This window comes from Maritimimonas sp. 2205BS37-2 (assembly GCF_056591755.1).
In genome coordinates, this window is record NZ_JBWQOI010000002.1 from 791,851 (window position 1) to 807,114 (window position 15,264).

The following is a 15,264-nucleotide window of genomic DNA, read 5'->3' on the forward strand; positions in this document are numbered from 1 at the left end:
TAATAAATTTGATTTATAAGTCAAATTTATATGTTAGTCCAGCAAAAACCTGCAATCCTTGCACGTTAAAATTAGTATATTTTTGGTAGTTACTACCAAAAACGTTGTTAACTTTTGCAAAAGCTGTTAATTTATCGGTGAATTTATAGCCTCCATTTAGGTTTAAATCAACATAATTTCCTACATCAATAATTCTTGATGTTCCTAAGGCATCATCTATAAAAGTTAGTTCATCTTTACGTTCACCTATAAAAAATAGATTAGCTCCTGCAAACCACTTGTCCTTAGTGAAATTAGCAAAACCTGTTGCTTCTAAAGTTGGTAAATTCCAAGCTTCTTCCTCATTCGCAGTAGAAAAATTATTATATCCTACACTTCCTCCAAATTTTAAAGTTTTTGAAAAATCAACGCTCAACTCTACAAAACCATAAATAGTTTTTAAATCATCGTATACAACTTGAAATGAATTTCCTGCTTCATAGCCTTTCACCACATTATTAAGTCCATTTGTTTTCGAAGGATTCAATTTAAATAAAGCTTTGCTTCGCTCACTTTTATAACCTCCTTTAAAATTATAACTTACGTTAGAAGCCAGTTTTCCTTTTAAACCTCCATATGCGTTGTATTGTTCATCCGTACGTTGAATATTTAATGTTGGAGACACAAAAGGATTAGCTGCGGTAAAATCTCTGAATGAATTTTGGTGTAAACCACCTGTAACTCCAGCATAGGTAGTTAAAACTTGATCAATTAAGATATAAGAAGCTGTAACTTTAGGATAGATATACCCTTTACTTTCTGCAACACCAGAAGCAGCGCTATACACCAAATCTACACCCAGATTAATGGTTAAATCATCTCTTAAGACTTCAAAATTAGGACTAAACCCTGCATTAAAGAAAGTATATCCAATATCGTTTGTTGCTTCATAATTCTGAAAAAACTCACCTGTTAGAAACTCTATTCTAGCCTCAGCGTTTATATATTCTGACGCGATTGGGAATTCGATTTTTGGTTTGGCCAATACATAAAACTCTGAACTCCCTTCGTCATCCGTAAAACGATACATTTCTGCCGTAGCTCCTTGAAAAAATGAATCTGTATAATCGATGAGTCCACCAAAATAAACCTCAGTATAATTTAGGTCTTCGGCGATATTATCAATTACGGTTGTTTCATATGGAATATTTTCGGATAGACCATACCAATTATATTTTTGATATCGGAACCCTCCATTTAACTGCCAATCAAAATCGCGCTCTTCTTGTTTATAAAAAAGATCTATTCTAGTGTCTAAAAAGTTATCATCTAGTATTGCATCTTTTACACCTCCTTTAGAAGAGTGGTAATTAATAAACCCACCAAATTCATTATAATCATTACTGTTTGTCGTGAAAAAGGCTTCCGCTTGCGGAGTGCTAAAATTACCAAAACCTCCTGTAATAAAATTATAATACACTGGAGCACTTGGATCAACTCGTAATACCTTTGCTTTTCCTTTTGCGGGTGTAAACGTAGATGCTACCGGTATTGAAAAAATGGAATAGCTTACCCGCTTTTTAGCAACGCTATCGGTAATCTCGGGATTTACTTTAATCTTAAAAGCGTCAGAAACGGATGGAGAATATGGTCTAACAACAGTAATTTCTTCGGTATCAATCGTATCTTTTGTTCGTTTTTGAGCGAAAACAACTGAGGTAGTTAGTAGCGTTATTAATATTAAAATACTTTTTTTCATGTTTGTTTTTTATGAGTTCAGGTTCATACAGAAGTGACTCGCAATATTTTAGTTTCCGTCTGGATTTACAGACTCATTTGTTTTAGATTCTTCGGTTTTAATACGTTGTAATTCTACTTTTGCCTCTTGAACTACCTCATCATAATCTTTAAAATTCTTAGTTACACTTTCCAATATATATGTGGCTTGGAAAGCATCATCTAGCTCGTAAAAATTCTTGGCCATTACGATCAAACCTTTAGCTCCATAGTATTTATATACTGAATAATCTGAAACTAATTTTTGAACAACTGTATTAGAAACTTTATAATTACCTTCCTTGTTTTTGAAATAAGCATCGTAGTACAGGGCTTCAGCTTTTAACGCACCGGTAGCAATTTTTTCTACCTCTTTGAATGCTTGTTGCGCTTTAGCTTCATCTCCTGTTTCCCAGGCAGATCGAGCAATGATTATTTTCGCATCAGAACGTATCCTCTTTTCTAATTTTGGTCTTTTTAAAACCTTTTCTGCATACGCAACAGCATCCTGATAATGTTCTAATTCATAATGTCCTTTCATTAAATTGCTCTGCGCATATGTAATATTTTGGGCAAAGTCAGCTTGTTCTTCTAAACGCTCAAGTATTGGTATCGCAAGCTTCCAATTTTCTTCATCTAGGTAAACTTGCGCCAGCTTTGTTAAGGCTTTTTCCGTAAATTCATTTCGTTCTTGATCAATAACATATTGATAATGGCTTACGGAAGCTGTTTGTTGCTTTTCAGCAAACAATGATTCGGCCAAATAAAAATTGGCGTTTAAAGCATGAGCACCTTTCGGGAATCTTTCTATATATTTTCTAAATGCCGAAATAGCCTTACTTCTATTATTCTGTAAATATTGTTTTTCAGCTGATTCATACATATCATTATCAAGGTCATTATCACTTACTTCTACAAAGTCTATATCTTTTACCCAATCTGCATATTCATCTACCCGCCCTAGATCAACATAGACTTGACGAGCATTAGCAACTGCTTGCTTCGCCTCATCAGTATTAGGATAATCATTTACTATACGTCTGTATTTGTCTAATGCTTGATTATCTTGATCTGTATTATAATAAATCAACCCTTGTTTTAATAATGCTTTAGGTACATATGAGCTACGTTTATAGTATTTCATTAAATTATTATACGCTTCAATAGCCTCATCTGATTTATTTGCTCTGGTATAAGCTTCACCAAGCTCATAATAAGCATCATCTCTTAAAGATGATCCTCTATAAGTGCTTAAAAACTTAGTTAAGTCAACAATTTTATCTTCATTTCTAGCAGTTAATCCGTAACTCATTGCGCGTTGAAAATGCGCATAGTCAATCGCTTGTCCTTTGGCATCAATTACTTTATTATACTCATTGATTGCTTTTCTATAGTCACTATTTACAAAATAGGTGTCGCCTAGACGAACTTGACTATCACTTAATAAACCTCCATCATCCGGGTTTGAGTTAATAAAGTTTCTAAACTTCTTGCCTGCTGATGGATAATCTTTTAACTTAAAATGTGTGTAGCCTAAATTATAATCTACCTGCCCTTTTTCGGGTAGGCTTGCTACATCATTCATATTCTCAAACTGCGTAAAACCAATCAAGGCATCATTATAATTGGTAAGTTGATAATCTGCCTCAGCTTTCCAGTACGTACTTTTTGCGGTTATTTTTGAATCTCTAGGCTCTGCAATTGCCAAATCAAAATACTCCTTTGCTCCTTCTAGATCTTCTTCATTGAACAGTTGAATTCCTCTATAAAGTGCAACCTTTTGATACATTTTTCTATAATCTGCTTCTTTCCGATTTTTCAAAGCTTCTAACGCGCCAGCATAATCTTTTGAAGTAACATAGGCACTAATCTGTAATTCTTCTATTTCATCTTTTGCTGCCGATTGTGGATACAGGTCAAGGTATTCTTGTAACACATCGGGTACGTTTTTATAAGGGTTTCCTACTTCGTAACTCAGTTTTGCATAATTAAGCCATGCATCTTTTTTAATATCATTATTAAAATCCATTGATGCGGCATTTCTAAATGCATTTAGAGCTTCTGTTTTCTGATCTGTTTTTAAGTAACACTCTGCAAGATGATAATAGGCGTTTTGCGCAACGGCATCACTACCTCCTATAATTTTATTAAAATAAGTAATTGCAGTTTCATAATCTTGCTGCTTGTAGTACGCATATCCTAAAAAATAATAATCGGTGTTTTTAAAGCGGCGCCTTTTTCCTTTATAATTGAGCAGGTGCGGAATCGCCTCGTCATACTTCTCAAGATTAAAATAACTTTCACCAATAATCTTTGAAACTTCTGAGTGTTGATTTCTGTCTGCCTTTGATAAAAAAGGCTGCGCTACATTTATAGCTTCTTCAAACTCGCCTGTTTTAAATTTAATATTCGCCATATAATAAGGAACATCGTCACCAAGTTCTTTATCGTTCGCGACCTCATTTAGATATCGATTGGCATTTTCATAATCATCATCTTGATAAGCTATAAAACCATAATAGTATTTGGCTTGAGAACCATATTCTGGAGAATTCAATAATTTTTGAAAATACTCTTTTGAGCGTTTATAGCTTCGTACGGCAAATAAACCATATGCATATTTAAAAGTAAAGTCTTCTTCTTGACCTATAGATAGGTTGCGAGTTTCTACTCTATTATACCATTTTAGTGCGTATGGATAATTAGCGTTCTTGAAATAATAATCACCTACCTCCAAAAATGCTGTATTTTGTTTGGTACTTGTTGGATAACGTTCTACGAAATCACGCATCATTTGATCACCTTCGCGTTCACCTAACTGAATTGTACTAAAAGCAGCGTAATATTCGCAATTGGCCTTATGTTCAGAATCATTACTAAACTGGGGTTTAATTTCATCGAACAGATGCCTAGCAGCCATAAAATCTCTATTATTATAGAGTTCTACTGCATGATTATACTCTTTAAGCGAATTGGTATAAATGTCTGATTTCTGAGCAAAACTTGTTAATGAAAAAAGTAAAAGCAAGCTTGCAAACAGGTTTCTATAATGCTTCATTCTAAAGGGTCTATTTTATAGTATGCAAAAAAATAGAGCATACCTAAATTAAACAACGTTTAACTAATTTTAAATTGTATAATTGTTAATTAATTATAACATTTTGTTAAGAAAAAAATGTTAAATCAGTGATTCTGGGAGTGCATATATCGCGCCAAAGTGAATTTACTCGCTAATTAATTGCTCTGTGAAGTTATTAAAATCTTGTACGAAATCCTCATAATAGCTACCAGTGGCAGGCCCTGAAAAGCCTGTATGAATCTTACGTACTTTGCCTTTTTTGTCAATGAAAATTGTTGTTGGAAAAGATAACACATGATTAAGCATTGGTAATGTTTTTGCCGCTGCTTCTTTATCGTATACACCAGCAATAACATAGTCATATGCTACATTATATTTATTTTTCATCTTTTCTACTCTTCGCTTGGCATATTCAAAATCATCTTTTGCTTCATAGGCCAATCCTATTATCTCAACACCTCTATCTTTATTTTTTTGATACCAATCAGCGTAGAATATCGTTTCATCCATGCAATTTGGGCACCATGTACCAAATATTTGCAATAGTATTACTTTGTTTTTATACTTTTCATCATCTAGCGTCACCAGCTTACCATCTAACCCAGGAAATGAAAACGTTACCTTATCATAACCTTGTTTTAAAAAAGTAAGTTTATCAGCATCTGTAAGTTCAGCATTTTCATTTTTAGACCCCGAAAATGTAGCTCTATAATCTAAACCGGAAAGAAATTCGCCTTTGATTAATGAATCATTCTCTACTGTAGCATTAAAGATAAAGGCATGATTGCCGTCAAAAGTGTATAAGCTCATTTGATTACCAGAAGCCGTTCCTTCTAAATATCGATAGTCACCTGTCTCAGTCAAGAATGTCCCTTTCACCAAATTCCCTTCTTGTTTAAAAATACCAACGGCAGGATAGGTTTTACCATCTTTTTCTGTAAACACAGTTTGCCATTTCCCATTAAAAGTGGTATTGCTTTTAGGGTTATCGAACCGTTCTGATTTGTTATATATAGCTGTAAAAGGTAGTTTATAATTATCTTTATAATTCTTAATATAATAGCCACTTAGTCTATTCTCTTCTATTTTAGCTTTCAGGTTAATATCAAAAATATGAAGGGTAATAAATAAAGAATCTTCAACAATTTCTACCTCATCTAAAGGCAGGTTTTCTTCAGCATTTATTAGATTAGCCTTATATGTACCGTTATCCTTAAATATTTCAAAATTAAAAGGCAATTTTTGGTTTTGCATAAGAATTTCCCCTCTCCAAATACCTTCTTGCAAATCAACTTTTTTAATTTCCTTTTTGCATGAAAATAATAATCCAGTTAAAAGAATTGTAACTACTAATTTTACTATTTGTTTTCCCATTTCAAAAGATATACTTTATTACTTACGCGTTGATTTTCTTCAATACCTCCAATAATTATTTTGGTTGAGTCGTTAATTTCTGCAATTCCTCTCAAATCCATGGGAAATTTATTTACAAAATTAGTTTGGAGCTCACCATTTTTATAATACAAATCTCTATTAGACGGATTTACTCCTCCCGACCCGTTATAGGCAATCGGATCATAATTATATGTAATGGTACTACCTCCAATCCAGTGTGGAACATTCTGTCTCGAAGTTGCAGCCATGCGATAACCTACGATAGAAGTATCTAAAACTGCATGCGACCATTCTATTTTCGTTGGATCTTTAGAATTAATAAGTCCTTTTCGCAGTACATTTTGAATCGGATAATGTTTCCCCATCGATGCACCTCCAAAATAAAAAATAGTATCTCCTATTATGGTTCCCGATGCACCAAAAGATTTGTATATATGGTTATTTGGCAAAGATTCTCCTTGCATCCAGTTATTCAATGAAGGGTTATAAATTTGCACGTTAGGAACATTCTCTTTATCAGACCAGCCTGTTACAACATAAATCAAACTATCTCTCCAAACCGCTTGAACTTGATCATCTATAGGAACAGGAATCGAAGCGCCGTCTTCAAAAAATTTATTGTCTTTTATGCTATATCTGTGAACTTTATTGGAAGAACGTTCGCTATGATCTTCAAGAACATGATAACCTCCAATAATATAAATAGTATCTTTTATTCTACTTGCTGCACTGGCAATTTTCCCCAAAGTGTCTGGTAAATCAGCTATTTGTTCCCATTTATTATTGATAACATCATATCTATAAGATCGTAAATGGATACCAGAGTATTTTTTTGTGCTATCTAATCCTGCAAATGTAAATACATACGATTTTCCATTTATAAAACCCTCTACTACTGCATTATTTGTAGTATACTCAGGTAATTCCTTCAGAAGTTTGATTTTCCAAAGATTGGACAATTCTTTCTCTTTTAAGGTGCAGCCAAAAAAAATTATTACGGAAACAAGCGTTAGAATATATTTCATTATAAGCTATTAAGTCATCCAAATATAAAATTAAAAACACTATAAAAATGCTGCTTTAGTATTTAAAATTTAAACAGTAAGTTTGTAGCAATAAAACATAAAATTAATGGCTAAACCTGTATTACATTTAAAAAACGCTTCTATTTTTCAGCAAGAAAATTTAGTCTTATCTGATATTGATTTAGACATTTTTGAAGGTGATTTTATGTATTTAATAGGAAAAACAGGTAGTGGTAAGAGTAGCCTGATGAAAACCCTTTATGGTGACTTGCCGCTTAATAAAGGCGAAGGGAGTATTGTAGGTTTTGATTTGAAAAAGCTTCGAGAAAAAGATATTCCATTTTTGCGCAGAAAGCTGGGTATTGTTTTTCAAGATTTTAAGCTGCTTAATGATCGAAATGTTCATGATAATTTATTATTTGTGTTAAAAGCGACAGGGTGGAAAGATACTGGAAAGATTGAGGTAAAAATTAATGATGTACTTGAAAAAGTAGGTATGAAAACGAAAGGGTTCAAAATGCCATTTCAACTTTCAGGCGGTGAGCAGCAGCGCATTGCTATTGCTAGAGCATTATTAAATGACCCAGAGCTGATATTAGCAGATGAGCCTACAGGTAATTTAGATCCTAAAACTTCTCTTGAAGTAATGAGCGTACTCGAAGAAATTAGCAAAAGCGGGAAAACTATTTTAATGGCAACTCATGATTATGCGTTGATCTTAAAATATCCTCATAAAACTATAAAATGCGAGGGTGAAAAAGTATTTGAAGTGGTTTAATTTGAGCTTTTTATTTTGTGATTTCTGTTCTTATTCCAATATTTAATTATAACTCGCTTCCTTTAGTAAAAGAAATTCACAGGCAACTTGATAATTCAAATTTATCTTTTGAAATAGTTTGTGTTGATGATGCGTCAAATAATTCAGCGTCTGAAACAAATAAATTGATAAACCAGCTCACTTTTTGTTCATATACCAAATTAGATGAGAATATTGGAAGGAGTAAAATAAGAAATCTACTCGTGAAAAAGGCACGCTATAAGAAATTGCTTTTTTTGGATTGCGATGTAGCACCACTACACAAGACTTTTATTAGTTCATACGTTAAGCAACTTATTGATGTTGATCAAATAGTATGTGGAGGAGTTTCATACATTGATCAGAAACCAAACAAGGGGCAAGTATTGCGTTGGGTATACGGTAAAAATAGAGAACAGGTTTCCGTAAAAAAAAGGAATAGTTCTCCGTATCGATTTTTTTTCGCTTCGAATTTTTTGATTGATAAATCAATTTTTGATTTTGTTGAGTTTCATAACAAACTCTCAGGTTATGGATATGAAGACCTTTTATTTTCACAAGAACTTAAAAAAAGAAATATTATCATTAAACATATTGATAATCCAGTTATTCATCTAGGTTTAGATACATCTACTATTTTTTTGAACAAAACTGAATATGCCATTAAAAACCTCAATAAGTTATATGAAGAGAAAATGATTAGCTCTGAGAATAGTAGATTGTTAGATACTGTTTTAAAGCTCAAAAAATGGAATTTATTACCCTCTTTTTTACTCCTTTTTAATACTTCAAAATCTATATTAAAACATAATTTAAAATCCTCTAGTCCGTCTCTTTTTGTATTTGACTTATACCGACTAGGCTTGCTGGGTATGATAATGAAGAACTAATTATTTTAGATTTCGGATTAATTCGTTAAGCTTTATTGATTCTTTTTCCCAGACTAATTCTCGGGCTGCTTTTTTTAAATTAAGGTTCCAATAATCCTTTCCCTTAAGTAACATTTCTTCTATCATATTTGCTAAACTTTTAGGAGTTCTTTCATTTAAAACTAAACCAACATCATAAGACTCAACCATTTTCTTCATTTCTGGTAGATCAGAAACTATAATAGGTATTTCAGCTTGAATATAATCAAATAGCTTGTTTGGTAGAGCATACCGGTAATTAAGGCCTAAGTCTTCTTCAATACTAATTCCTATAGTAGCTTTAGGAGTAATGCTTCTTAATTTATTAGGAGAAACGCGTCCTAGAAATCGAATTTTATCTTCTTTTTTCTCTTTTAATACTTTTGTCTTTAATCGCTCAAGAATATCTCCATCACCTACAATAATAAATACGGCATTTTCAATAAAGTCCATTGCTTTGATCATTAATTCTAATCCACGACCTACATTTACTGCTCCTTGGTAAAGAATTACTTTTTTATCCTTTATATCAGGCAATAAATCTTCTAAAATCTTGTGTTCTCTTTTAATAGGAAGGTTTCTTATTACTTTAAAATTTGTTCCATATGTATCCATATAAAACTTTGCAACGCTATCTGATACAGTATAGCAATTTTTTAGCCTCGGAATCATTCTTTTTTCCAAGATACTCCAAAACCATTTTACTCTCGGCCGAGAAATCAATTCTGGCACTTCGCTAAAAAGTTCATGACTATCAAAGACTAATTTTTTATTGAAAATCTTACTAATTAAGAAATTTGGTAATAGTGTATCGATGTCATTTGCAAGTAAAATGTCTTTTCTTTCGAAAAGAAGCTTAAAAAACAATCTAATATTATATTCAGCATAGAATAAAAAACCTTTGTTAAAGATTAGTTTTATTCTTTGCGTTTTATAAGCTCTGTTTAATGGTAAATTATTGGCTAATTTTCTCCCTATTAATAAAATATCAAACTCCTCTTCATGCAAAGTGGTACAAACTCTATGCACTCTTTGATCTATAATCAAATCATTTGTAACAGATATTATTATTCGCTGCAAGGCCTTGTTTTAATTGATAACGAAAGTAAAAAAATTAACTGATTGGTTTTTAAATTTTAAAATGTAAGTACTAAAATCGCATTTAAACATTATGATAAAAATTAAGCCAATTAAATTAAAATACCTTTTGATACACTAAGATATTTTATATATTTGATAAACATTGAAGCAAAATTTTGCATTTTTATTAGATGTTTGTCACTTAGTTTTTGGGTCTGAAGCCCTACTTTTTTAGCAATTACATCTTAGTTATTAGTTATTTTTTAAACACATAAAACCACTGTGTTATGGAAGCAATTGCGAAACAACCAGAAGTAAAGAATTTTATAAACGGACAATTTGAACGAAATGGGCATAGTTCCATGGATGTTATGAGCCCTTTGGACGGCAGTGTTATTTCAAATTTACCATTGTCAACTTATGATGACGTAGATGAAGCTGTTAAAGCTGCCGAAAAAGCTTTTCCTGAATGGTCTTCCATGACATTTAAAGAACGTGTTCAGATATTTTTTAGATATCGTACGCTTCTTGAGCAAAATATAGAAGAGCTTACAAATCTTGTTCATCTAGAAAATGGAAAAACCTACGGAGAAGCAAAAGCTGAAGTAGAAAAGAGTATGGAATTGTGCGAATTTGCTGTTTCCATTCCTCAAGTTATTGTTAATGAAATTCAAGAAGTAAGTAAAGGGGTTGAATGTAGAATTGAACGTAAACCTTTGGGGGTGGTTGCCTGTATTACACCTTTTAATTTCCCGAATATGGTTCCACACTGGACGATGCCAAATGCACTAGTATTAGGTAATACTATGGTGATGAAACCTTCTGAGCTTGTGCCACTAAGCACTATGCGTATGGCTGAATTACTTAAAGAGGCCGGGCTACCCGATGGTGTATTCAATATTGTAAATGGTGGTAAAGAAGTGGTTGAAGCTATATGCGATCATCCAAAAATTGAGGCAGTATCATTTGTAGGTTCAACCAAGGTGGCGAAAATAGTTTACAAACGTGCAACATCAAACCTAAAAAGATGTGTTGCGCTAGGTGGTGCCAAAAATCATTTGTTAGTGCTTCCAGATGCCAATCCAGAAATGACTGCCAATAATGTAGTTGCTTCAATGTCTGGCTGTGCCGGCCAACGCTGCATGGCAGCTTCGGTTATGGTTGGTGTTGATAAAGTGCAACATATAATAGACAAAATGGTTGACGAAGCTAAAAAAATAGTTCCTGGAGAAAATCTTGGCTCAGTAATAAGCTCAGAAGCTAAAGCACGTATTGAAGGATATATTGCCGAAGCAGAAAAAGATGGTGCTAAAATTTTATTAGATGGTAGAAATACAACTGTTCCGGGAAAAGAAGGCGGATTTTATGTTGGCCCAACAATTATAGATTATGTAACAACAGAAATGTCTGTTGCCAGAGAAGAGATTTTTGGCCCGGTAATATCAATTCTTAGAGCAAAAAATTTAGATGAGGCCATTGAAATTGAAAACGGTTCTAATTATGGTAATGCTGCTGCAGTATTCACTCAAAGTGGTGGGCTCGCAAAACAAGTAATGGAGCGTGCCAGTGCAGGAATGATAGGAGTAAACATTGGAGTACCAGTACCACGAGAACCATTTTCGTTTGGCGGATGGAATGAATCAAAATTTGGTGTTGGAGACATCACCGGGAGAAGTTCTATTGAATTTTGGACACGGAATAAAAAAACAACCATTAAATGGAATCCAGAAGCTAAAACAAATTGGATGAGCTAATATCTTAACTAAATCAACTTAATGGATAACCAACGAATCATAAAAAACAACCTAGATTACACACTATTCTCTTGGGGAAAGCAAGGTGGTCTAAACCCCATTAATGCTTCTCATGCAAAGGGATCATATGTCTTTGATAGAGATGGAAAAAAATACCTGGATTTCTCATCGCAGCTAATGAATGTGAACATTGGTCATGGTAATCAACGAATTACTGATGCCGTTTCCAAACAAATGCAGGAAGTAAGCTATGTATATCCTGGTATGGCCACAGATGTTAGAGGGCAATTAGGAAAAAAATTAGCCGAGATTACGCCTGGAAATCTAACAAAGACCTTTTTTACCTTAGGTGGTGCCGAAGCCATAGAAAATGCCATAAAGTTAGCGCGAATCTATACCGGAAGGCACAAAATTATTACACATTATCGCTCTTATCATGGCGCTACTTACGGTGCTATTTCGGCCGGAGGCGACCCACGGAAATTTGCAGTAGACAATCAAGCCGTTAATAATTTTGTACATATAGAAAATCCATATTTCTATCGCTGTCCATGGAATTCATCGTCAATAGAAGAATGTGGTGAACGAGCGGCTGCCCACTTAGAGCGTGTTATAAAGTTTGAAAATCCAGATGCGGTGGCGGCTATTTTATTTGAAGGAGAATCAGGTTCATCAGGATGTATTAAATATCCGCCGATGTATCTCAAAAAAGTTAGAGAAATCTGTGATAAGTACGGCATCCTTTTAATAGATGATGAAGTAATGAGCGGTTTTGGAAGAACCGGAAAAATGTTTGCCATAGAACACCATGATGTGGTACCAGATATTCTATGTATGGCAAAAGGGTTAACGTCTGGCTATCTTCCTTTAGGCGGAATGATCATCACTGATACTATTGCAAATCATTTTAATGAAAACCCAATGACTTTAGGGCTCACCTATTCGGCACATGCTGTAGCCTGTGCAGCTGCATTAGAGAATCTAAAGATCATTGAAGAAGAAAATCTGGTGAATAAAGCCGCCGATATGGGTAAATATATAGAGGCCGAAATTGAAAAATTAAAGGATAAGCATCCATCCATCGGTGATTTTAGAAATACCGGTTTATTAGGTTGTATCGAATTGGTAAAAAATAGAGATACAAGAGAGCCTATTACACCTTGGAATGCAAAACCTAGTGAAATGGAAGTAACATTAAAAATGGCTTCAAAAATTAGAGAGCTCGGTATGTTCACTTTTGTACGTTGGAACTGGATTTTTATTGCACCTCCACTTAATATTACAAAAGATGAGGTTGATAAAGGTTTAGAAATTATTTCTCAAGCGATAGCGATTGCAGATCAATACTGTAACTAGTCTCTATTATGGTTAAAGAAAGAATCAAATCGACCTTGGAAGATTATGCCAAAGCATATTGTGCTAAAGATATTAATATGCTTATGTCCGTTTTCGATGATTCTGATAATATTTCCGCTATAGGAACGGGTTCAGATGAATTATGTGTTGGGCGCCGGGAAGTAAAAGATCTTTTTTTGAGAAATTTTAATGACGCTACCGCTACCCAATTTGAATGGGAATGGTTAGATATTCGCATCTCTGAAAATCATGCTGTTGCCTCGGTAACATTAATTATTCATTTAGATTATAAGGAACAAAATATAAAAGTTCCTATTCGCTGGACTATTGTTCTTAAACACTTGGATGATCGTTGGGTTTGGATTCATAGAAATGCTTCAACAGCAGCTCATAGTCAAGATGAAGGGAAAGCATATCCAGAACAAAATTAATTAATTTCATGAGTAAAGACATTGTAGAATTACACGAAGACGTATCGAATTCACCATTATATAGTGAAGATCTAGCTCCAGTTCCTCCGCAAAGTCGTACTTGGAATAAATGGCATCTGGCCGCCATTTGGGTTGGTATGGCCGTTTGTATTCCGACCTATTTGTTAGCTTCATATATGATTAAAACCGGATTAAACTGGTATGAAGCATTGATCATTATTGGATTGGCAAACCTAATCATCACAGTGCCTATGGTACTTAATGGACATGCAGGAGTTAAATATGGTATTCCATTTCCGGTCATTGGACGCGCATCTTTTGGCACTAAAGGTGTGCATCTGGCTTCCGTTGCCAGAGGTATTATTGCCTGCGGTTGGTTTGGGGTACAAACCTGGATTGGTGGACTTGCTATCTATGCTATTTTTAATGCTATCACGGGTTCAACAGGCGAACTTGGTTTATCCATTGGGAAATTCGTGGGATTTGCCATCTTTTGGATTATCAATATGTATTTTATATGGAAGGGAACCGAGAGCATCAAATGGCTAGAAACCTATTCGGCACCTATACTCATCATTATGGGATTGGCACTCATCTATTGGGGATATAGTCAAGCTGGCGGATTTAAAATTGTACTAGATCAAAGCAAACAACTAGAGCATGTTGCTGCTACAATTACAAATGATGAAAATACTGCCTATCTCAATCTCAATTCTTTGAAAAATAAAGATGGTAGTTTGAAGGTCACAGATTATAAGATTGTTTCAGATGAGACTAGTTCGTGGCTACCTTTTACAAATGACCCTATAAAAATATCTACCAGTGAAGATTTGCAGGTACAATTCAGAAATACGGAAGATGAAACCCCAATATTATCAGGTATCGTAATACCAACTGTAGTTAGTGCTTCAAATACATCAACTGGAAGTAAGCTTTGGAGTTACTTACTTTGGCTTACAGCAATGGTTGGTTTTTGGGCAACAATGTCTATTAGTATTGCTGATATCACACGTTATGCAGCAACCCAGAAAGACCAAGTGGTTGGGCAATTTACAGGTTTACCACTTACTATGATGCTCTATTCATTTGTAGGAATATTTGTTACCTGTGCAGCTGTCATTAATTTTAAAGATGTTCTAATAGCTGATGACGCACCGTGGGATCCTGTATCGCTCATTGCTCGCTTTAAAAATCCTACGGTAGTAATTATAGCTCAGATATTTATGATCATTGCCACGCTAAGCACGAACATTGCGGCCAATGTAATTGCACCATCTAATGCATTTTCAAACTTATGGCCCAAGAAAATTAGTTTTAGAACAGGTGGAATTATCACTGGGATCGTAGGTATTATTATTATGCCTTGGTGGTTGTTAAATCAGATTTCCGGATTTTTAATATTTGTAAGTGGACTTTTGGGCCCTGTATTAGGAATTATGATCGCTGACTACTTTTTTGTAAGAAAAAAGAACATGCAATTGGCCGAACTCTATAAAGAAGAAGGTATCTATTCTTATAATAAAACTGGTTTTAATCGTGCAGCGATGATTGCCCTATTTGTGGGCGTCTTTTCTGCACTTATTGGTTATTGGGTACCGGCATTAAATTTCTTATATTCATTGTCCTGGTTTACCGGATTTATTATATCATTTATTTTGTATTTACTATTAATGAAGAAAGCATAA

11 protein-coding genes are annotated in these 15,264 nt (G+C 34.0%); 6 read left to right on the top strand and 5 right to left on the bottom strand.

All coding sequences use genetic code 11. The features are described from left to right. Positions 1–13 precede the first annotated feature (13 nt). The 4 genes from AC1EUU_RS10980 to AC1EUU_RS10995 all read right to left on the bottom strand — a co-directional run bounded on the left by AC1EUU_RS10980 (position 14) and on the right by AC1EUU_RS10995 (position 7,254). The gene (locus AC1EUU_RS10980) at positions 14–1,738 is read right to left on the bottom strand and encodes a porin family protein (RefSeq protein ID WP_480201468.1); all 1,725 of its coding nucleotides are present in this window, start codon (positions 1,736–1,738) and stop codon (positions 14–16) included. A gap of 48 nt (positions 1,739–1,786) precedes the next feature. After that, positions 1,787–4,813 carry a tetratricopeptide repeat protein gene (locus AC1EUU_RS10985; protein ID WP_480201469.1) on the bottom strand — a complete coding sequence of 1,009 codons (3,027 nt, stop codon included), beginning with the start codon at positions 4,811–4,813 and terminating at the stop codon, positions 1,787–1,789. A gap of 165 nt (positions 4,814–4,978) precedes the next feature. Further along, a complete protein-coding gene (locus AC1EUU_RS10990) occupies positions 4,979–6,208 on the bottom strand; it encodes a peroxiredoxin family protein (protein ID WP_480201470.1) in 1,230 nt (409 codons plus the stop codon). After that, a complete protein-coding gene (locus tag AC1EUU_RS10995; RefSeq protein ID WP_480201471.1) occupies positions 6,193–7,254 on the bottom strand; it encodes a Kelch repeat-containing protein in 1,062 nt (353 codons plus the stop codon). The genes AC1EUU_RS10990 and AC1EUU_RS10995 overlap by 16 nt, the downstream gene beginning before the upstream one ends. A gap of 106 nt (positions 7,255–7,360) precedes the next feature. Between AC1EUU_RS10995 and AC1EUU_RS11000 the strand changes: the two genes are divergently transcribed. Beyond that, positions 7,361–8,032 (top strand): cell division ATP-binding protein FtsE, encoded by a 672-nt coding sequence (locus AC1EUU_RS11000; RefSeq protein WP_480201472.1) that lies wholly within the window; start codon positions 7,361–7,363, stop codon positions 8,030–8,032. A 17-nt stretch (positions 8,033–8,049) separates the two neighbouring features. Further along, entirely contained in the window at positions 8,050–8,940 is an 891-nt protein-coding gene (locus tag AC1EUU_RS11005; protein ID WP_480201473.1) for a glycosyltransferase family 2 protein, read from the top strand. Here AC1EUU_RS11005 and AC1EUU_RS11010 read toward each other — a convergent pair whose 3' ends face one another. Next, a complete protein-coding gene (locus AC1EUU_RS11010; protein ID WP_480201474.1) occupies positions 8,941–10,038 on the bottom strand; it encodes a glycosyltransferase in 1,098 nt (365 codons plus the stop codon). It abuts the gene before it with no gap. Between the two features lie 287 nt (positions 10,039–10,325). On the opposite strand from AC1EUU_RS11010, the gene AC1EUU_RS11015 reads away from it, so the two are divergent. The 4 genes from AC1EUU_RS11015 to AC1EUU_RS11030 are packed head-to-tail and all read left to right on the top strand — an operon-like array spanning position 10,326 to position 15,264. Further along, positions 10,326–11,792 (top strand): CoA-acylating methylmalonate-semialdehyde dehydrogenase, encoded by a 1,467-nt coding sequence (locus AC1EUU_RS11015; RefSeq protein ID WP_480201475.1) that lies wholly within the window; start codon positions 10,326–10,328, stop codon positions 11,790–11,792. Between the two features lie 21 nt (positions 11,793–11,813). Further along, complete coding sequence (locus AC1EUU_RS11020; protein WP_480201476.1) at positions 11,814–13,148, top strand: aminotransferase class III-fold pyridoxal phosphate-dependent enzyme; 1,335 nt, start codon at positions 11,814–11,816, stop codon at positions 13,146–13,148. Between the two features lie 8 nt (positions 13,149–13,156). Beyond that, the gene (locus AC1EUU_RS11025) at positions 13,157–13,579 is read left to right on the top strand and encodes a nuclear transport factor 2 family protein (RefSeq protein ID WP_480201477.1); all 423 of its coding nucleotides are present in this window, start codon (positions 13,157–13,159) and stop codon (positions 13,577–13,579) included. 8 nt (positions 13,580–13,587) lie between these two features. Then, on the top strand, positions 13,588–15,264 hold the full coding sequence (locus AC1EUU_RS11030; protein WP_480201478.1) for an NCS1 family nucleobase:cation symporter-1: 1,677 nt from the start codon (positions 13,588–13,590) through the stop codon (positions 15,262–15,264).